Annotated in this window: 14 protein-coding genes and 1 tRNA gene; 6 read left to right on the forward strand and 9 right to left on the reverse strand. The window is 41.1% G+C overall.

The genetic code is table 11. The features are described from left to right. The first annotated feature begins 23 nt into the window (after positions 1–23). Positions 24–95, forward strand: a tRNA-Lys gene (locus LC605_RS05890). Positions 96–568: 473 nt separating this feature from the next. Here the strand turns inward: LC605_RS05890 and LC605_RS05895 are convergent. Further along, on the reverse strand, positions 569–1,000 hold the full coding sequence (locus LC605_RS05895; RefSeq protein ID WP_229546629.1) for a DoxX family protein: 432 nt from the start codon (positions 998–1,000) through the stop codon (positions 569–571). Positions 1,001–1,409: 409 nt separating this feature from the next. Between LC605_RS05895 and LC605_RS05900 the strand changes: the two genes are divergently transcribed. Next, on the forward strand, positions 1,410–3,584 hold the full coding sequence (locus LC605_RS05900) for a DEAD/DEAH box helicase (RefSeq protein WP_229546630.1): 2,175 nt from the start codon (positions 1,410–1,412) through the stop codon (positions 3,582–3,584). 94 nt (positions 3,585–3,678) lie between these two features. Here LC605_RS05900 and LC605_RS05905 read toward each other — a convergent pair whose 3' ends face one another. Together LC605_RS05905 and LC605_RS05910 are read right to left on the reverse strand one after the other, a co-directional pair. After that, the gene (locus LC605_RS05905) at positions 3,679–4,485 is read right to left on the reverse strand and encodes an FHA domain-containing protein (RefSeq protein ID WP_309143257.1); all 807 of its coding nucleotides are present in this window, start codon (positions 4,483–4,485) and stop codon (positions 3,679–3,681) included. A 254-nt stretch (positions 4,486–4,739) separates the two neighbouring features. Then, complete coding sequence (locus LC605_RS05910) at positions 4,740–5,117, reverse strand: DUF2358 domain-containing protein (RefSeq protein WP_229546668.1); 378 nt, start codon at positions 5,115–5,117, stop codon at positions 4,740–4,742. A 319-nt stretch (positions 5,118–5,436) separates the two neighbouring features. On the opposite strand from LC605_RS05910, the gene LC605_RS05915 reads away from it, so the two are divergent. Continuing rightward, on the forward strand, positions 5,437–5,679 hold the full coding sequence (locus tag LC605_RS05915; RefSeq protein WP_229546631.1) for a hypothetical protein: 243 nt from the start codon (positions 5,437–5,439) through the stop codon (positions 5,677–5,679). Positions 5,680–5,780: 101 nt separating this feature from the next. On the opposite strand, the gene LC605_RS05920 is transcribed toward LC605_RS05915, so the two are convergent. The 5 genes from LC605_RS05920 to LC605_RS05940 form a co-directional block, all read right to left on the reverse strand. Beyond that, positions 5,781–7,556 (reverse strand): ATP-binding protein, encoded by a 1,776-nt coding sequence (locus LC605_RS05920; protein WP_229546632.1) that lies wholly within the window; start codon positions 7,554–7,556, stop codon positions 5,781–5,783. A gap of 611 nt (positions 7,557–8,167) precedes the next feature. Beyond that, positions 8,168–8,641, reverse strand: coding sequence for a response regulator (locus LC605_RS05925; RefSeq protein WP_229546633.1), 474 nt, complete (start codon positions 8,639–8,641; stop codon positions 8,168–8,170). Positions 8,642–8,693: 52 nt separating this feature from the next. Then, the gene (locus tag LC605_RS05930; protein ID WP_229546634.1) at positions 8,694–11,093 is read right to left on the reverse strand and encodes an ATP-binding protein; all 2,400 of its coding nucleotides are present in this window, start codon (positions 11,091–11,093) and stop codon (positions 8,694–8,696) included. A 767-nt stretch (positions 11,094–11,860) separates the two neighbouring features. Next, complete coding sequence (locus LC605_RS05935; RefSeq protein WP_229546635.1) at positions 11,861–13,576, reverse strand: alpha/beta hydrolase; 1,716 nt, start codon at positions 13,574–13,576, stop codon at positions 11,861–11,863. Between the two features lie 332 nt (positions 13,577–13,908). Then, positions 13,909–14,832: a DMT family transporter gene (locus tag LC605_RS05940; RefSeq protein WP_229546636.1), complete on the reverse strand. Its 924-nt coding sequence runs from the start codon at positions 14,830–14,832 to the stop codon at positions 13,909–13,911. A 217-nt stretch (positions 14,833–15,049) separates the two neighbouring features. Here LC605_RS05940 and LC605_RS05945 point away from each other — a divergent pair, with 217 nt between their 5' ends. Beyond that, the gene (locus tag LC605_RS05945) at positions 15,050–17,305 is read left to right on the forward strand and encodes a cytochrome-c peroxidase (protein ID WP_229546637.1); all 2,256 of its coding nucleotides are present in this window, start codon (positions 15,050–15,052) and stop codon (positions 17,303–17,305) included. Positions 17,306–18,028: 723 nt separating this feature from the next. Here LC605_RS05945 and eis read toward each other — a convergent pair. Continuing rightward, on the reverse strand, positions 18,029–19,207 hold the full coding sequence (eis, locus tag LC605_RS05950) for an enhanced intracellular survival protein Eis (protein ID WP_229546638.1): 1,179 nt from the start codon (positions 19,205–19,207) through the stop codon (positions 18,029–18,031). Positions 19,208–19,435: 228 nt separating this feature from the next. Between eis and LC605_RS05955 the strand changes: the two genes are divergently transcribed. Both LC605_RS05955 and LC605_RS05960 read left to right on the forward strand, forming a co-directional pair. After that, a complete protein-coding gene (locus tag LC605_RS05955; RefSeq protein ID WP_229546639.1) occupies positions 19,436–19,753 on the forward strand; it encodes a multidrug efflux SMR transporter in 318 nt (105 codons plus the stop codon). Between the two features lie 444 nt (positions 19,754–20,197). Continuing rightward, positions 20,198–20,761 carry a Uma2 family endonuclease gene (locus LC605_RS05960; protein WP_229546640.1) on the forward strand — a complete coding sequence of 188 codons (564 nt, stop codon included), beginning with the start codon at positions 20,198–20,200 and terminating at the stop codon, positions 20,759–20,761. Positions 20,762–21,592: the final 831 nt, after the last annotated feature.

Raw genomic sequence — 21,592 nt, forward strand, 5'->3', positions numbered from 1 at the left:
TAAAGTTGCGAAATGTAGCGAAAGGGTCGCTAACTCAACGGTAGAGTACTCGGCTTTTAACCGATTAGTTCCGGGTTCGAATCCCGGGCGACCCATATTAAAATAATTTGTAATTCGTAATTCGTAAATTTTGTTTTGTGACGGGGATTTAGACCCCGACCCAAAACGTTCTGCCCTTCAAAGGCTAGGAATTAAACCCCTAAACTTTGTTAAATAAAAAAATCAATCCTATTGTTATTAAAACTAATTTGTTGAGAAGAAGATCCAGTGCGAAACCCTTACGATGAAAGTTGTTTCACGACTTAACGCGAAAAGTCAGTTGTAAAGACGTAGCAGTGCTACGTCAAAACAATTCATTTTCACTCCTATGTCTAATGCCTATTGCTAACGAGAGTGTTATCCTAAACAAAGCTGCAAGGCGGATGATTTAGATATAAAAAAACGCACTTATCGTAAATTAAAGGGTTTAAGACCCCTACATCTATATGTAGCACCCATTTCAGTCGGGATTTAAATCCCCTTATATAATGTCTTTAATTTTGAATTTTGAATTTTGAATTTTGAATTGTTAATCTAGTTCTTTGGGAATGAGTGAATTGGGAATAATAGAAGCTCGTTTTTCCCCAACTGAAGATTTTGTGTACCACCAAGCCCAAGCAATTAAAACAGCTTGAAAGGGAAGCCTGACTACGTGTACCCAAGGTGAATTTGGTATATGTTCAATCTTAATAAGATTAACCGCCATGTTAATATTAGCAGGGTAAACAGCAATAAAAAGAGCAAGAAGTCCCCAAGCAGCAGCTTGACTTACAGGCGGAACTAATAACCCGATACCACCCAAAATTTCATAAAAGCCACTGAGATAAACTAATTCTAAAGGGTAAGGTAGTTGCGGCGGCACAATTTTTACATATTCTTCTGGAACAACAAAGTGTGTCACTCCAACCACAATAATGGATATAGCAAGGACGACACGTAAGATTTCCTTATACTTATTCATGGATTTTGCTTGATTATAGACTTGTCCCCATAACTTAAGTTTGACTGACAGATGTTCATCTGCCTTGAGTCAATAGGAGTAAAAATCGACAAATTTTTCTAAAAAACCACTTTTTTGGATTGAATTTGAAAAACCTACACCTTTTACCCCAATAGCACTAAGAAAAGTCCAAAAGCTTGTGTCGCGCTGTTCCCAGTCTTAAAACTCGGAAGCGGTCAGGGTCAGGGCTGTATTTTAACTTAAGTACGTTGGTGTGAAAAAATTCAAGTATGTTACAAAACGTAAATAAGCTTGAAACCCTTACTAATAACAAATGACAAGTGACCAATGACAGCCTTAGCCAGTTAGCTTTAATTGCGCCGACTTACTTAATATCATTCACCTCTTCCCCTTACTATTCGTAAAAAACATGAGCGATGCCTTTACTCGACTCGCACCCTTCATTCAAGAATATATTTATCATCACCAGTGGACAGAATTACGACCAGTTCAAATTGCCGCTTGTCAAGTTATATTTGACACTGATGCTCACTTGCTAGTTACTGCTGCAACTGCTGCTGGTAAAACAGAAGCAGCCTTCCTGCCAGTTTTAACTCTATTAAATGCCAACCCGGTTGCAAGCATAGGGGTATTATATATTAGTCCGATCAAAGCTTTAATTAATGATCAATTCGAGCGTCTCAACGACTTACTTCAAGAAGCAGATATTCCAGTTTGGCACTGGCACGGTGATGTTTCGCAAACTCGAAAAAACAAACTTTTAAAAAATCCTCAAGGTATTCTACAAATTACCCCAGAATCTCTAGAAAGTTTGTTAATTAACAAAAATAAAGATATACATCGGTTATTTGGTGATTTAAGGTTTGTCATCATTGATGAAATTCACGCCTTTATGGGTTCAGAACGCGGTTGTCAAATTATTTGCCAATTACAACGTTTAGCAAAGTTGACGCGAAAACAACCGCGCCGTATTGGTTTATCGGCAACTCTTGGTGATTACTCAATAGCTGAAGAGTGGTTGCGTTCAGGAACAGATAAGCCAGTGATTACACCAAAAAATGATGGCATAAAACGCCAAATAAAACTAGCTGTAGAACATTTTTATATTACTGGTGAAGCAGATAAATCAGAGGCAACAGCCGATGAACAATATATTTTCAACCTCAGCAAATCTCGCAAATGCCTGATATTTGCTAACAATCGCACCCGTACCGAATCTGTAATTGCATCTTTGCGACAAATTGCTAGAGAACAAGGACTACCAGATATATATCATGTACATCATGGGAGTATATCTGCTAGCTTGCGACAAGCTGCTGAAAATGCGATGCGTGAACCCAACAATCCAGCAGTTACCGCCGCCACTTTGACTCTAGAATTAGGCATAGATATCGGTCATTTAGAGCGAGTTATTCAATTAGAATCCCCCTTCTCTGTAGCTAGTTTTTTACAGCGATTGGGACGGAGTGGTAGAAGAGGGGAAGCTGCTGATATGCGTTTTGTGTGTGCTGAAGATAAGCCATTAGCAGAAACTTCTTTACCAGAACAAATTCCCTGGCAACTTTTGCAGTGTATCGCTATCATTCAACTTTATTTAGAGGAACAATGGATTGAACCAATTAGACCAATTAAATATCCTTTGAGTTTGCTTTATCACCAGACAATGAGTATTTTAACAGCAACAGAGGAAATATCACCTAATGACCTAGCTAAAGAAGTTTTGAGTCTGCCGGTCTTTGGTGCAATTTCCAAAGAGGATTTCCAACTATTGCTACGCTATTTAATTGATATTGGTCATATTCAGCATACTGAACAAGGTAAATTAATCCTGGGTTTGGCAGGAGAAAAGGTGGTGAGAAAATTTCAGTTTTATGCTGTATTTGCTGAACAGCAAGAATATATTGTTCAGCAAGGTGCAACAGAAATTGGCAGTATCGTCACGCCGCTTCCTGTTGGTAATCAATTTGCTTTAGCTGGCAGAACTTGGGAAGTGGTAGAAGTTGACTTTAAAAAAAAGGTTATTTTTGTTAAGCAAGCTGAGGGTAAAGCTAGTATTTATTGGCGTGGTGGTAGTGGTACTATTCATAGCAAAGTGTTGCAAAGGATGCAGCAAGTTTTATGGGAAAATATTGAGTATAGTTACTTGCAAAAAAATGCTTTGGAATGTTTGTGTAAAGTTCGCCAGTTGGCGCAGCAAGTTGGATTAGATAAGCAGAATATTGTGCAATTGGAAAAAGGGAAATGCTGCATTTTCCCTTGGATGGGTACAGTTGCTTATCGCACCTTAGAAAGGTTACTCAACTCCTACTGTCGGGAGTCGTTGGAAATTACAAGTATTGGTGGAGTAAATCCCTATTATTTGACCATTAAATTAGGCAAAGATAAATTGAAATATCTTTATCGTGAAATTGCTTCATTGTGTGAACAAAGAATTACCTCAGAAAACTTAGTTAGTAGTTCAGAAGCACCGGAAATTCAAAAATATGATGGATTTATTCCTCATCCACTTTTATGGAAAGCTTTTGCTAACGATTATTTGGATATGAGGGAACTTAAGCAGCGAGTGGCATTGTGGAGAGAATAATTCGTAATACCTCGACTTCTCTACGAGACGCTACGCGTAGCTTGCTTCCCCGCAGGGGTACGCTCGGCACAAGTTCGTAATTAGTTAAAATATGTTATTTTTTAATAAAAGCCTGGAGCGATCGCAAATTATAATTTAAAATTTTTCCAGTAGTCAAAAGTTGATATCCGGCGAAAAATAAGGCAGATGATGCCAAAACAATTAAAAGGTTGACTGACGCAAATACGTTACCAGTAAAAGCGATTACTGTAATTCCTAGCGCCATCAAAATCCATCCTAAGTTAGGGTTTATTCGCTGCTGACAAAGGATGAAAATACCGGAAATACATAGCAAGATACCGGGAATCCCAAAAAATATACCAACTCGAATATTTGCAGTTAAAATTATCATGGCTATAACCATCAAAGCAAAACCTACAGACTTGGTTCTTTGATTTACCGGAGTTGGTCTATTTTGAGGAGCAATTCGAGCCTGCATCGTTGTGGAATTTACGCGAGAAAGAAGATTTTGTTGATGTTGTATCTTATCTTGAAATATAAATGTGACTTTTTCTCCTTGACCCAGGTCTATTCTATCTCCTAAATGTATTTTACAGGGTGTTCTAGCTTCTAACCTAGTGTTGTTGACAAACGTCCCATTAGAACTTCCTAAGTCTTCAATAAAGTAATTATTTATGTGGTTCTGAATCTGTGCATGGATGCGAGAAACTACATCTGCATCTGGCAAGTTGGAAACATCAATATCTGGCGGAATTTGGTCATTGGGTTTACCGATATGAAACACTGCAACATTTGGTGGTAACTCAAAAGCAGTGTCGCTTTGAACATGAAAAAGCTCTAAATTCAGTCCTATGACGTTGGATGTACTTAAATTTTGCATAGCTTGTAAGTAGGTCGGCACAATTAAAGCTAACTAGCTAAGGCTGTCATTTGTCATTTGTCCTTCGTCATTTACAAGGGTTTTAAGCCTATTTACGTTTCGTAACATATTTAGGTTTTTTCGCGCCAACTTACTTAGTTAATAATTGCCCTAGACTTTTGACCCTTGGAAATCAGTAGGCAATTTAAACCCGTTATGGCTTACCGATTTCCCCACATGATGCAAAGGAATCTCAATCCAAAACTCGGTTCCTTTTATTTTAATTATCGATTTTTTCAAGAGAAAAAATGCTGCTTCACCACATCGAGGCGTGAACAGTTCCAATAATCGACGTGGGAAACAATCAAACCATCAGAATTAAGACCTAATTCACTCCGACCAGGAATAGAGATCCGTGGCTTCCAGGGAAGAGGAGTATTCCAACTGAGTGTCCACTCAGTTTTTATTGTGTCTCCTAAACATTGAATATTATGTAAGTCCATCTTGGGATTTAAAAACCAAGTTTGGATAAAATTAATCATTTCTTTGTAACGTTTAACCCCGCGAAATTTATTCAACGGGTCTTGAAAATAAACTTCTGGAGCATAAATGCTGTAAGTTTGGTTGACTGGGAATCTTTGATAGTCTTCTTTGAGGATTTCAATGATGTTCATGATAAATAAATATATTTTTGACATACTCCCCCAAATGGACTCCGTAAATTTGGGGGATTCTAGGCTTCAGGGCTATTTCATTCTCATCTAGCCCGCCTCAGAATGAATTCACCAGTCTAATAGCGAAAGTCGTCTCAAGACGACTGAGAAAAGGTTATAGTCCCTTTAAAGCAGCAATCAAATACATCCGTCGTCGGGTTCATGATGCAGGTGTAAATCTGGGCGAGAACTTTATTATTAAACAGAGAATATTGACCCTAGTTGCGGACGATATTTTCAGCTTTAGGCTAGAATTGATGGTTAGTTTTTCACTTCTCCTATGCGTCAAAACCATAATAGCAATTCCCGAAGATTGCCCAAAATTAGAACCAAAATTTTCTACATTTTCGCCGTCATCAGTGTTTTAGTACCAACCTTTCCTTGGCTGTACGAAATTAAAACCAAGGCTGGGATCGACATATCACCTAGACACCACGCTGGAAGCTTTTTTGAAAAACATACCTACGGACTTTTCAAGTGTGAGTGGCTTTATCCTTACCGTTGCGATCGCCCCGAAGGTTAAGTAGATGGTTTCTTGCAGTCTTTCTGCTATTTTGCCAATACTTTCTTTCTGCGCTTTGGGATAAAAACAAAAGACATCTGGTGAAAAAGAATCTCAAACCCTTATCCTAATGATGGGGATAGTCGATCCATTAAGAATGCCTTCGGTAAGGTGACTGTAACTTTAGTTCCTTGCCCTACTTCACTAGACAACGTGATATTACCACCATGTAACTCGACACAAGCTTTAGCGATCGCTAGCCCTAAGCCTGTACCGGGAATTGTGTCAACGTTACTTCCACGACTGAAGGATTGAAACAAATTTTCTTGATCTGCCATTGGGATACCAATTCCCTGATCTTTGATGTAAAAGATTACTTGTGATTCTTTGCCGATGAGGTGGAATTCTACAGTACCTCCATCTGGAGAGTACTTTATTGCATTGGATATTAAATTAATAAAAATTTGTTGCAAAAGTCCGCGATCGCCCCAAAATCCCTGGTTATTTCCAGTAACTTGAAAAATAAATTCGTGGCGATCGCCTGCTGTTTCTCGCTCTTGTTCTATCAGGTCAGAAAAAAATTGCAGCAAATCGAGCGGAATTGGCTTAAATTCGGGTTTTTCGAGTTCAAATTGGTTAACCAGAAGCATATTATCTACGAGTTTGGACATATACCTTGCTTTCTGTTCAATAATTCCCAAAAACCTCTGTTGTTTCGACTCATCCAGTTGCTGACTATGTTTTCTCAAAGTTGATGCAGCAGCAAGAATTGAAGTTAGCGGCGTTCGATACTCATGGGAAACCGTTGCAATGATTTGAGATTTAAATGCATTGAGTTGCTTTTCTTTGGTAAGGGCTGCTTGAGTTTGGGCTAGCAATTCAGCTTGTTGGATAGCGATCGCTAGTTGCACCGAAACTTCATTGAGCATCTCTGCATCATCAGTTTGCCACTCTCGTTCCCCGGAATTATGGTGAGCAATTAACAAACCCCAAAGCTTCGGGGTTGGGTTTCCATTGTTACTCACATTAATGGGAACCACTATATTTGCCTTAGTATTAAATTGCTCTTTTAGGCTCACACAATTACACAAGCCAAGCTCATAAATATAAGAGATTGGCGATGGTGGGGCCCCCTCTGGGGATAAAGGGTAATGGGGATTGGGCACAAGAGACAGAGGGACAGGGGGAAGGGTAGAAAGGAGAGGAATTTTCCCCCAGCTAATAGCTCGCTCCCCTGCTTCTTCCCTAGTCCCCAGTCTCCAATCCCCATTACCAACGTGATCGCACAATGCCACAGTGCGGTATGACTCAACTGAGGAGGCAACTATTTCACCGTCTGTATCTGTCGCGAACTGATACACCATCACGCGATCGCACTTCAGAAGTTGTTGTACCTCGGCTACAGCTGTATTCAAAATTTGCTCTAAATCAAGAGACTGGCGAATTCGTAAAGCAGTCGTAGCAATTAGGCGCTGTCTCTCCTGAGTTTTCTGGAGTTGGGCTTGCAGGCACGATTGCTTAATGGCATTACGGACTGCTAGTTGCAGCACATCCTGTGTCAGATGTTGCTTAACTAAATAATCCAAAGCACCCCGTTTCATTACTTGCACAGCAACCTCTTCATCGCCACGCCCTGTCAACATAATCACAGGGACAGAGCTCTTAAATATCTCCCGTTGCATCTGATCGAAGAGTTCTAACCCGCTCATATCAGGTAGGCAAAAATCCAGCAGAATGACGTCACAGCGTACTTTTTGGCACAAAGCAAGTCCTTCTTCTGCACAGTCTGCCTCCAAAATCTGGTAGGACTGGTGCGGGTCTTTCAAAAGATATCGACGATAGATTTTCCGATCTGCGGCACAATCATCGATTATGAGTAGCGTCCATGTGTCCAGCATAAGGTTATGAGGATCAGGGAGCCATATAGATCCCTTTTATCCAGATAGTATTTTCTTGCATAATTCTAAAAATAATATAAAATAAGTATAAATAAAATCTAAATTATTTAGTAATTCTAAAGCAATACAAGCAGTTGAACATCGGTAGGAAAAACCGGAAGATGGGAAAAACACATCTAAGTACGTTGGTGCGAAAAAATCCAAGTATGTTACCAAACGTAAATAAGCTTAAAACCCTCACTAATGACCAATACAACTCTACCAGAGGCTGCACTTCGACTTCGCTCAGTGACCACGCCAACGACTTCTCTGCGAGACGCACTCGCGAACGCGCTTGGTGAGCGTAGTCGAACGCGAGTGCGTCCCGCTCTTAAGGGCAGTACAAGTGACCAATGACAAAGGACAAATGACAAATGACAAATGACCAATGACCAATGACCAATGACCAATGACCAATGACAGCCTTAGCCAGTTAGCTTTAATTGCGCCGACCTACTTACCAGAGACAAGCAGACACAGTGGTTCAAAGAAGAAAATGTTGCTGTGCCCTCAGAGCCGTCTGTTTTGTTATTCTATTAACCCTACCGCCTCATCAACAGAAAATAAACAAATTAATCCAAGACGGGCGGCGTATTAGCTTCAAGCCAGTAATCCACGAATGCCTGAATCGTCTTTTTTAGTTCTTGAGCATCCATCGGCTTTACCAGATATCCATTTGCGCCCTTTTGGTAGCACAATTCAATATCCTTGGGGTTAGATGATGTGGTAAAAACAACGATGGGGATTCCCTTGAAACTCTTGTCTTGCTTGAGCCGATCTAAAATGTCACGACCATCAATACCTGGCAAATTGAGATCGAGCAAAATCACAGAGGGTCGTAATGCTACTTTAGAGTTGAGTAGGTTTTCGCCCCTAGCGTAGGCATCGTTCCCCAGTTGATAGAGGAACTCTAAAACCTCATCTCCATTAGTACAACGATGTATGGGGTTCTGGACAGCCATACGCCGCATCAAACGTTGCAGCATCCGGAAATCTTCATTGCTGTCTTCAACAACCAGCAGCGGTTCATGAAGTTTTTTTGTCATTCGTGGTCTTAAAAGAACTTAACAAAAATATATATTTAGCCATTATCTTAAACTATTCCAGCGTAAAATAGAACATTGAGCCAACGCCTACAGTAGATTCAACCCAAATTTGACCATTATGAAGCTCAACAATCTTCCTAACAATAGCTAGTCCTGCACCTGCTCCTCCACCGTACTTTTCCTGAGAGTGCAGCCGCTTAAATAATCTAAAGATAGTTTCTAGGTGATGCAGTGGAATTCCAATACCGTTATCTCGGACATAAAAGATTGGGGATTCGAGATTGGGGATTGGGAATTGGGCATGGGGAGAAGCAGAGGGGCAGGGGGCAGGAGGCAAGGGGGAGAATGAAAAATTACCTCTTTTTGCTCTGCTTCCTGCTCCCCCTGCTCCCCCATCCCCCTCATCCCCCTCATCCCCCTCATCTCCCCCTGCTCCTTGATCTAAGTAGCCAATTTCAACCCATTGCTCTACTTTATCGTTGTATTTGAACGCATTACCAAGCAGATTACTAAAGACTTCATTAACCAGCACTCGGTCACACAGAACTGTTGGTAAAGGCCGGGGAATGCGAATATCCACAAGCTGAAAGTCTTGGCGACTAGCACGAAAGACTTCAATTACTTCGGTGAGTAACTGGTTGAGGTCAGTTGCTTGCAACCGCAGTTGTGCTTGTCCTAACTGCGAGAGTCGCAGTAGAGCATTAATCAGAGTTTCCATACGTACAGACAAGGACACTACTGTTTGCAAGCACTCAATTCCCTCATCATCTAATACTCGACCATAGTCTTCTAGCAACACTGTTGAGAAATTATAAATACCCCGCAAAGGTTCCTTGAGGTCATGGGAAGCAGCGTAGGCAAAGGATGCTAGTTCTTGGTTGCTGCGTTCTAACTCCAGGTTGATTTTAGCCAATTCATCCGCTTTCGAGAGTACAATACCAACGATCGCATTATTCAGAGCGATCGCACTGTCAAGTTCACAAGCTTTCCAAGGTAGAGAAGTTAATCTAACCGTTTGTTGCCATTGTTCAAAGGATTTTCGTGGAGATAGGGTAAGGCTACCATCTGCTTGGGCTTGAATGGATTCCTTGGGATTACCTGCCCAGTGTATCGTTTGGAGAACTTCCGGGCGAAACCAAAGGATGTAATAGCGCCGGACTTTAGAAATCCGCAGTAACAGCAAGCCACTAGCAGTATCTTTAAATATGAGCGCCTTTGGGTAAAGTTTGGGTAGAGAATCAGTGGAAAACAGATTGTCACTAACTTGGGTATCCGCCCATTCAATTAACGCCCGAACTTCATTAAGATTCGGTGTTGTCCCCACAAGAGTAATTTCATTATCTAAACAAACTGCCGCTCCTGAAGCACTAACAAGATCGAGCAAGCGGATTTCAGGTTTGATTAAGGCATCGATAAAATTGTCTGCTTGGGAAATGGACTCAAGAAACTCAGACTGTAGCGATTTGAGTTTTACCTTATAATCCCATTCCGAGTAACTAATTTTGTGCGCTAATTCTGAAGAGACAATCTGTCCCAAAAATTCGCATATCTTGCGGACTTCGTAAGAAATATGCTTTGGTATCTGATGGTGGCAAGATATTAATCCCCAAAGCTTCTGCCCTTGAACGATTGAAATCACCAAAAGAGCCTTCACTCCCATATTTTGATGATATTCAGTACAACACGAATCAAAACTCCGTAGCAGACAGTAGCTTAAGTCAAGATGCTGATGTGTTGTCAGATTTTCCCTTGGAACTAGTTTAATCGGTTCGGCAGTCAAATCGGGGATGAATCGGAGAAAGCAGCGCGTGTATAATTCCCTAGCCTGTGCTGGAATATCTGTGGCGGGATAGTGGAGTCCTAAATAAGGTGATAAATCTTCCCGTTTAACTTCCGCAACAACAGAACCCGCTCCTGACTGGTCAAATTGATAGACCATCACCCGATCAAAACCGATGATTTTTTGGACTTCTTCAGCTACCAAATGCAGAAATTCTATCAGATTAGATGTGCTTTGCATTTTAGCGATCGCTTCACCCGCCAAAGAATGAAAGCTTAAGAAACTCACCTGAGATTCCGAATTGGTCGGTTCTAGCTCCAGAATCACAGCCTCTTCTGTCCGATGAGCAATAGCGTCAAAGTAACATTCACAATGTAAAGTATTTATTGATACTTTGAAAGTATTAGCACTGCCAATTTTTTTCACCAAGCACTGCTTGACAGTTTCCACTTGCCGAGCGTCAAGCAAATAGCTCAAGGGTTGACCGAGCAAATCTTCTGGCTCTTTGCCCAAATATGCTTGGGTATTGTTGCTAACTTGCACTATCTCTAGCTGAGTACTAAGTGCCAGTAGAACGCCATGAGGTTGAATAGAGCCAGGTAGATGAATTGGTTTGCGATCGTGGTTAGTCAGGGCTGTTGCTTGGGCTGTAGTATATTCAGACTGGCTCATAACTGAACTGATGTAAAGCTGACTTTTACAATAACGTAATTAAATGTCATATTTCTTTAAAGTATATGCCGAGAAATATGAATGCGATCGCATATCATCTGTGCTTGTGATGGTTTTTACACAAACTGAGGTATAAAGAGGATGAGGGGGCTAGGTTATGTTTTCAAACCTTTCTTTAAGCACCTCAGTCTTTAGAGATCCCCCCAACCCCCCGATAAATTGGGGGGCTTTTAGAGTTTCTTTTTCCCCCCAATTTATCGGGGAGCCAGCGCCTTGACTGGGGGTTTCCCCCATGAGCGACTGGCGTGGGTTAGGGGGGATCTTCGAGTTTGAAAACACGCCCTTCTCTCTTCTCTCTGCGTTCTCTGCGCCTCTGTGGTTCGTAAAAAAAAGAGTTTCAGCCTTAAGTTTTTCTAAACGGTAGGACTTACGCAACTGGCATATTATTTTGAGTTCGTAGTGAACGCGAGTGCGTCTCGTTGGCGTGGTCACTGAGTTTACGGTGAGCGCAGTCGAACTGGGCAGTCGAAGGGAGTCGAAGTATTTGTCATTTGTCCTTACTCATTTATAAGGGTTTAAGGTGTATTTACGTTTCGTAATATAGTTTGATTTATTGTTACCGACTTACTTACACTTCGGTTAGTGATATTTTGCCCCGGAAGATCCCCCCAACCCCCCTTTTTAAAGGAGGCTTAATTCAAATCAAATAAAAATCATTACGTGCAGCAATGCAACACCAATATCCAACATCCAAAATCCGAAGCTAACTATGGTGTTGGGCAGTTTTTTTTTGCGGGTTTGGCTCCTTTAATATCCAGCAATTGTGCCAATTCAGTTGTATTCAATGACTTGACAAGACTCAAACCAAGCGACTTACTAGAAATACTTTGAGCATAAGCGGCATTAAGGTAAGGGGTGTATTGTAATTTTCCGACAACATAAGTTTGGAAGAAAGGTAAACTTAAAACATTCATGTAACGACGCGCTTGAGAAGCATCGCCAATCATATCAGCAGGTAATGCTACTTGTTGATTTGCAGGGTTTCCATTACCAATGGTGGAAAAGTGGGTCGCACCTACAAGCATGACGAGATATTTTTGTGAATTGGCAAACCAGGAGAAAGGTAAAATTTGCTCAGATAAAGCTTGTGCAACTGTATCATCACTACTGCTGACAATCATCACTGGAGTTTTGATTTGACTTAAGCCAGTTTTGCCAAAAATAGAACTGGTGATGGGATTAACTGCGATCGCAGCTTTCACTCTTTCATCCCGCAGGTTATAATCCTTCTCAGACTTGCTGATGCTCAATTCTAAAGCGCGACACTGAAGCAGTAAAGACATATTCCAGGTATTTTGTAGTGCTGCTGGTTGACAGTCTTGTTTTAGCTGCTCAAAGTTGATTTTAGCACCTGCCAGAGCTAAGGCTGTGTAGCCTCCCAAAGATTGACCCAATACTCCGACTTGTTGCAGATTTAACCGACCTTTAAACCGTGAATCAGATTGATTATCTTTTTCTAATTGATTCAGTATATATGTCACATCCAAAGGACGGTCTTTAAATTCACCTGGTTCTGCTATTTCAATGGCGCGTTTATTCAACAGGGAACGCAATTGTTTAGCATCACTACCAGGATGATTGGGAACAGCGACGGCAAATCCGTAGGAAGCTAGATGAGTGGCTAAATATTGAAAGTTGCTGCTGTCTAAACCCAAGCCGTGAGAAATTACAATTACGGGTGCAGGACTCTGGACATTGGGAATATAAACATCAGTTAATAAAAGCCGATTGCGCGTTGAGTCAAAAAACTTGAGGGTGTATTTTTGTGACTTCAACTTTCCCGGAACCTGCAAATCCGGCAATTGTGAGTAATTTGGTTGTGAAATGGTAGCAGCTTCTATTTTAGACTTTTGGGAAACTGCTGCGATCGCTAGATGGGTTTGATTAACAAGTTTCTCCAATTCCGTAGCTATTTCCAAAGTCTTGGCGACATCAAGACGAATGCTGCTAGCAGGATATTTACGCAACACATTCAAAAGTGTCAAGCCTCCCAATTCAGCAGAGGCTGAAACTAGCGCTGAACGCAAAGCACCAAATCCTGGTTCTGGCTGAGAAGATTTGTTTATAATCACTTGCGCCAACCGATGCAGCAAAAATTCTCCTTGCGGTGTGTAGAGAAGTTGCGAAACTACTACCGGACTAACTTTCACACGATTAAGTAAAATCCGCCGCAATTCTTGAAGCTGTTGTAAAGGCAGATATTGCTGATACGCTGCCAAATCTTTGTTAATTACACCTGTTTTAGCGTAGTTTTCTAAAGTGGTTACTGAAATAGAAAGTTCCAAAGCTGAATAAGATGCATAAATCCACTCTGCTGCCAAGACAGAATTACTAATTCCAAATGTTGGTAGCACCATTGAAAGAACCAGCAATAAGGAATTTTTTCTGAGGCTGCTGGCCCAATTACCAAACAAACTATTCATCGCTCAACTGTTTCGGTGGTCTGGTTTTTTCAGGTGTTGGCTTTGGTAGTTATTCGGGCACCCTGCTTGGTTTTATTAAAGTTTAGGACTTACGCTTAAAATCTTTACTAGTAACCAATACTTCGACTTCGCTCAGTACAAATGACAAATGACAAATGACCAATGACCGCCTTAGCCAGTTAGCTTTAATTGCGCCGATCTACTTAGTTTGGCTTCACTATTAAATCATAGCAAATAAAAAATACTCCGCCTCAGTATTTATGTTGTAGCTTTGAATATGGCATGATTTTCCTAGATGAAAAGTCCAGTAAAAATCCTGAAAATTATTCTGATTAATCAGCTTTTCCCAAGGCGATCGCTACTGAACCTGTGACTACTAAACCCGCTCCTAATATTGCTATAAAACTGAACTTTTCTGCTGGTATTAAATAAGGTGCAATAACTGATAAAACGGCAACTGATATTAATGTTACAATGGGAGCTAAAGCTAATACTGCACTCACTCGTGATGCTTCCCAATGTTCTAATGATTCAGCAAAAGCACCATAAGCAATTAGAGTATTTAACGCACAAAAAACTAACGTTACCCAATGGAAACTATCAAGTATCAAAAGTGATTTTACTTTGGCTAGAGGAGTGAATAAGAAAGCACACCCTCCGTATATAATCAGCATGATACTAGGGGAAGATAAAGATTGTAATAACTGCTTTTGTGCCAAAGCATAAATAGCCCATACTATTGCTGCTAGCACAATCAAAACACTACCTAATATATATGTGCCATGCGCTGTAATTAAATTTGTTAGTTGTTCATGAAAAAATAAAACATAACCGCAAATCATTACACTTACACCAATCCATTGAGACAACCTGTAACGTTCTTTAAAAATCACTAACCCTCCGAAACCTAATAAAAGGGTAGATAATTGAATAAGAACTTCAGCGTTAGCAGGTGATGTTAGTGCTAAACCTTGCATAAATAAAAAGTAATTAATCCCTAAGAAAAGTGTAGCGATCGCTAATAATTTCCCAGAAGCACAACGTAATTGTTCTAACCTTGGTAGTTTACCGCGTATTCCTAAATACACAGCAAGCAGTATAAATGATACCAAAAAGCGAAACCAAATAACAGTATATACATCAAGTACTTGCAGAGTTATTATCAGAGCAATAGGTAGAATTCCCCACAATAAGACGGTCAATAGCGATAATGCTAGCCCTAAGCGCCAGCGACCAGAACTTTGATGTAGTGACATTCAAATACCCTACTCAATGTAGGGCTGATAATAAGCTAAAGGACAGCTAATTTGCATATCTAAAATTTTATCAAACTCTTATTAAAAAAAATGTTGGTAATGTGGCGTTTTTTGTTCGCATAAAATTCGTAACACATAATTACTTTACATGAATCTTAAATTTAAAGCTTCCTCGTAGGTGTATAATTTCTTAGCTGTGATTTTATGAGAAAAAATTATGGGGATTATACCCATAATAAGCTTAGTAGTGTTGATTACTAGCTTATTAATTTACTTGCTACTGACCTCAAAGGGTCGATTTTTGCTGAAATCTTTGGTGACAAAAATAAAGCGCCAAGAGTGGAGATTCAAAACTGGCAAGCTGAACCGCCTGAAATCAAAATTTTCAAAGACTATCACAATTGCTGCCATTATTCTGGCAGCAGTAATAGCTGGAAATAGTGTATCTGCGCAGGTTACGGGGTTGCCAGCTTCGCTCAAGAGTGTATCAGTTCCAGAGCCTGACAATCTTGGAGACTTCGTACAAGACAAAGTAGCCGCCATCAAGTTAGGAAAGACTCTTTTTTGGGATATACAGGTTGGAAGCGACGGACTGACTTCCTGTGCTACTTGTCACTTCCATGCTGGAGCCGACAATAGATCCAAAAATCAGATTGCTCCTGGGCTTTTGCGGATTAACGCTGATCGTACAGAAAATCCAGATACAATTTTTAATGTAGGCGGCGCACCAAACTACCAGCTAAGACAAAAAGATTTTCCCTTTCACAAGTTGTCAGACCCAAATGATTCTACGACTGTTGTGTCTGACAGTAACGATGTTAGTTCCTCTCAGGGAGTCGCCAATGCAAAGTTTATTGATGTTAAACCTGGTAGTGCGGAGGACGAAGTAAAAACCGAGCCAGATCAGGTGTTTAACGTGGGAGGTACGAATGTGCGCCGCGTCCAGCCGCGTAACACACCAACCGTAATTAATGCTGCATTCAACTTCCGCAACTTCTGGGATGGAAGGGCGCAGGATATCTTTAATGGGGTGAATCCCTTTGGTTTAAGAGACCCTAACGCTCTTGTGGTGAAAGCAGAAATACCAAATCAGCTGAAATTTGTCAAAGTCAGCCTGAATAATGCGTCTTTGGCTTCTCAGGCGGTCGGGCCGCCACTCAGTTCCTTCGAGTCGTCTGCTGATGGTCGGACTTTTCAAGAAATTGGTGATAAGTTTGGGCGAATTGACAGCAAAAAAGCTCTCACTGGAATACTGCAAGAGATTCAGTCTCGGCCGCCACTCAGTTCTATTATTAGAGAAATTAATGATAAGCTCAGGCAGCAAATTAACGAGAGAAAACCTCTCGGCCCAGTGCTGCAAGATATTCTGTCCATTAGGGGTACAAAGCTTCCCCGAATACTGTCGCAAAAGTTATCTCGCCTCAGACCACTAGGCAAACAGCTTGTGCATCCACAAGACAGCGTTTTAGGTGCAGATAGTAGATGGCCCAACCCCGGACTGAACAATACAACCTACGAGCAGTTAGTTAAAGATGCCTTCAAGCCTGAGTGGTGGAGGTCGACTCGACTCATTCAAGTTGATGGTGAAGGTAGACGGACTTTTGTCAACATCCCTGATAACTCTTCCCAAACCGATGAGTACACGCTGTTGGATTACAACTTCTCGCTATTCTTTGGGCTTGCAATTCAGTTATATGAGTCTACACTCATTGCCGACGATACGCCTTACGATCGCTTCTTGGAAGGAAACACCCGCGCTCTAACCCAGCAGCAGCAACGAGGCAAACAACTATTCGAGACCAAAGCTGCCTGCATCTTCTGCCATAGTGGGTTGGAACTCACCAGCGCCTCCGTTAGCAATGTCAAGAACCAAAGACTCAGAGCCACCACCAGCACTCCCAAAACCGTCTCGGACAGAAGTTTCTTCAATATCGGCGTTAGACCCACTCTAGAAGACACTGGTGTTGGTGGTCAAGACCCATTTGGCAACCCGCTTTCTGAGTCGCGGGTAGCTGCTTTAGGGAAATTCCCACTACTTCTCGGTTCAAGCCCCAATGTTACAGTTAACTCCAATGACACAGTAGTTGCGGACGGCAACTTTAAGACTCCTGGATTACGCAACATAGAACTCACTGCCCCTTACTTCCACAATGGTGGCTATTTGACTTTGCCGCAAGTGGTGGATTTCTACAATCGTGGTGGAGATTTCCGCGACCAAGGCGTTCTCCGCCCATTGGGACTAACGGAAACTGAAAAAGAAGACTTGGTGGCTTTCCTGAAAGGACTCACTGATGAGCGAGTTCGCTTTGATAAAGCGCCCTTTGACCACCCGCAACTGTTTGTTCCTAATGGACATCCAGGTAGCACTACCTCTGTGATCAATGATGGTACTGGCAAAGCTACAGATACCTTACTGGAAATTCCTGCTGTTGGTAGGAATGGTGGTACTGGTACTCCAAATTTCTTGAACTAAAACCATTTCAGGAAATAGCTGATACATATACAAAAATAGGGGCGTACATTTGTACGCCCCTATTTTTGCGATTTCAGCAATTATGATAGTTAAGTAGGGCTTGCTGAAAAAGTTTTTTGGCGGGGGTAGGGAACTCTTAACAGGGAACGGGGAACAGTTTCCCCCTATTGTTGACAATTTTTTGGAGTCCAAAAAATTGTCAATGCAAGGTTTTTAAGCCTTATAATCTGATTCTTTTGCACTTTTTTCTTCACAAACGGCCTGAAAAGCTTATAAGATAAGAGTTTTAAAGCTATTCAGCAGACCCTAAGTAGAGCGACGCAAATAAAGCTAACTGGCTAAGGCTGTCATTTGTCATTTGTCCTTAGTCATTTATAAGGGTTTCAGGTGTATTTACGTTTCGTAATATAGTTTGATTTATTGTTGCCGACTTACTTAGGATGAATTGACTAAGGAGTGCGATCGCTGGATGAGGCTTCTGTATTGCTAACTCAATACGGTTCACAAAAGGGCTGAAACTCTTTTTTTTACGAACCACAGAGGCGCAGAGAACACAGAGAGAAGGAGAAGGAGGAAATGCTTAACCCAAGTGTATTGATTGCTAACTGTGGTTTGGTTTAGGTAATTGTATAGTTCCAAATCTCATAGTCAAATATAGTCAGACGTTTGAGATTTAGGTTTAAGCTATCCTAAATTCACGATGAACATCCTTTCTGCGATACGTTAAAAGAAATCAGCCATCCAAGGCGAGACACCTGCAAATATTTGCGTAGCCGCTAAGATAGCCGTTTCTGTCCCATCCAGTTTTCGCGCTACTTGCAAATGGTAGGGGGTGAACAAACTTGTATACAATGGGGCCAATTCCCGGATATCTAACTGCAACTCACCCCTTCCACCTCTGGTAACTTCACCACGTCCATTGGCAACAGAAAGAATAAATTTACCATTATTTCCAGTTAGCAAATTATCTTGAATTTCTAAGTGCAGTTCAGCTTGGATACCTGCTGGATAGCCCCGGGCCTCCAGCGCCTTGACTACATCTACCACCCGCAGCAACCAGCGAAACTCACGCCATATCTTGGCAGTTTGCTCTGGTAGCAGCAATGTCAGAGAATCAATCGCAGAACTCTTCCATCGCACCTGGTGAATTTGAGAGCGATGATTTGCTAGAAAAGACCAGAAAGTTTGTGCAGCAGCAACTGTGCGAAGTACCCAATCTTTCACCCAGAGGATTTCACCATCGTCTGTTCGCTCTTGAGTGAAGATGATGTACCCTTGGGGTTGCTCTTTAATCCCAATAAAATAGGCATAGACTGTTTCCTTCTGATCTGGTTGGATTAAACGCTCCCAGATTGCTGGATGTCTGTCTAAATACCCATGCGTTAGTCTCGCCTGCTGCTGATATAGTTCATGAAAGACTTGATGATTGATGCTCACTACTGGTTCCAAAGGTAGGGGTTGCTCTCGCACCTGAATATTCCTGGTCGCAACTTCCCAAATACACCAACTACCCCCCTGTTCATACCCGACTTTTCGGTACAAGCTTTGAACGGCGGGATAAAGAGCAGAGATTGCTACGCCCCTAGCATAAAGTTCTTTGAGAGTCTGCTGCATGAGAGCGATCGCTGCCCCCGAACCACGATATTCTGGAGCAATGCCGACTGCGGCTATTCCTGTCATTGGTACACGCACACCACCCCACCACTGACCCATATCCAGAGTTGCCAATCCACCAACTAATTGCTCCAATCCCCGAATAATCCGGAAATTTTCTATGCCAATCAGATTGATGTAAACTTCCTCGCCACCAAGTGCGCTGATAAAACACTGCTCAAGGATATACGCGATCTGCTGAATATCTTGTGGATGGGCAAGAGTGCTGTATTGAAATTGAGCTGTCATCTCTCATACCATTAGGAGTGCAAAACCACAATCATACTACAGCAGACGTTGCCCCAATGCTTGACCAATTAGCTGAAAAATGGGGACTGGGTACTAATCCCTAGTAGTTTGTCAAGCTAGTTTTTAGTGTTTGTAGTAAGCACTTCAGTGCTTAGAAAATAAGGACTAAAGTACTGACTACGAACTTATTTACCTATCGGTTGCTCTTAACAAATCACTTATAAAAATATGTCTATAAGTTGGATTTACCTCATCCTAGCAATCCTTTTTGAGGTTTCAGGCACAACTTGCATGAAGTTATCGCAGGGATTTACTCAAATAGTTCCTTCGGTATTAATATTTGTTTTCTATGGACTTTGTTTTACTTGTTTGACCTTTGCTCTCAAGAGGCTTGAAGTGAGTGTGGCTTATTCTGTCTGGGCTGGATTGGGAACTATCCTAATTGCTATTATTGGTATTATTTGGTTTCGTGAATCTGCCACATTCATCAAACTTTTGTCAATCGCCTTAATAATCATCGGGGTAATTGGCATAAATGCAAGTTGATGGGGGATAAGAATTAGGCGGGAAATAATTTTATTTGCGATTGCGGCATAAAGCATATAGAAAATCACAAAGTTGAAGAATACCCATATCAACGTGTGAATGACTTTAATTAGCGTCAATTTTGTTTGATTTTCCATACTGGTATTAGTGTGACGGATGGTTGTTCTATTTTCTGAATAAATTGATTGAATACGATAGAAAACTTAACGGTTGATGTATGGGTGAAACTTTATTGACCGTTACAGTATGCACTTTGAGCAAGTCAAAATCTTTGGATAGCTGAGAATAAGTTTCACCACAGTGTCAAGCTTATGTTGGAACGTTCGGTATTATGAAGTGCGATTTGCCACAGACAACGCTACGCGAACACCCGATTTTGTCAAGAATGCCAAAAATTGATCGCAGGTATAATAACAGAGATAGCCAGAAATCAGATTTAAAGTTATGCGATCGCCGATTCCCGTTTTTTCGGTTGCCGAATATTTAGAAGCAGAAACTAAAAGCGAACTCCGCCATGAGTATTTGGGTGGTCAAATTTTTGCGATGGCGGGGGGCAGTAAGGCGCACAATATCATTACCTTAAATATTGCCAGTCGGTTACGTTCTCAATTGCGGGGTGGAGCTTGCAATGTGTTTATGTCAGATATGAAAGTCAAGTTAAGCGCTGCTAATCAAAATCAGATCATATTTTACTATCCTGATGTAGTAGTTACTTGTAGCTCTGAGGATCGAGATAACTATTTTGTGAATTATCCTTGTGTGATTTTTGAGGTATTATCACCAAGTACCGAGGTTAGCGATCGCCGCGAAAAGTTGGTTAATTATCAGACTATTGGTAGTTTGCAGGAGTATGTTTTAGTTTTGCAAGATGAGATAAAAGTGGAAGTTTATCGTCAAGATTTGCAAGGAAATTGGACAAAGGAGATTTTGGGAAGTGAAGATAAATTGGTTTTAAATTCGGTCAATTTATCGCTAACGATGACAGATATCTATGAGGATATTTTTTGATTTTGAGACTGATTCAGTGATTCGTTATAATATTAGACGATAAACTTTGCTAAAGAGGATGAATGAACAAGTCTAATTTATTACTAACCGGGCGACTAGAAGTCGCGGCTACACAAACAAAACCTGCCTACGCAGGTTAAAAACCTTAATTTTCTCTTAGTCCACGGAGGTGGACTTTGTTTGTGTAGTAGCGAATTCTATTCGCCCCTTTATAAGGCAACCGGATTTTCTTGTTTCCTCCCTTTATAAGGGGGGATTAAGGGGGGTAATAATTCGATTAAAATCACAACTTACCACTTTTAAAACATCCTCTCAGGTTTTCCTGTTCCTTGTGTGGGATCTCCTTTTTGCATTTATTTGATAATATTAAACAATTTTTTGTGAATAATTTTATTAGTTTCTCTTAAATATTCATACGTTTGCAGAGTGTCCTCATGAAATACGATTGATCGCATGATGCTTCTGTTTGTGGGTTTCGATTAGTAATTGAATTTGTGCAATCAGTTCTGGATTGTTTAGAATGTAGTCGAAATCAATCGAATGGATTGGTTGGTTAGGGTGTGATTTTTGGGAATTATGCTTGAACTGACTGATCTGTTGCATTAGATGCGAGTTGCCCAAGACATATTCGGTTTCTTGATGGTTATCCATAAGGTTTAGTAGATTTTATAGACTACGTTCATGTTTCTACCATATCTGATAATTCCTTGAAGAACGATCGCCTTTTCCCATCATCTCAAGGCGCGTTGGCGTAGCCCGCCGCAGGTATCGCCTAAATCCGCAATATCTCAAACAGCGAACTGACAGATCGCCAAAAAATGATGGTCTAGC

The organism is Nostoc sp. CHAB 5836, assembly GCF_020829445.1.
Classification (GTDB): Bacteria; Cyanobacteriota; Cyanobacteriia; order Cyanobacteriales; family Nostocaceae; genus Nostoc.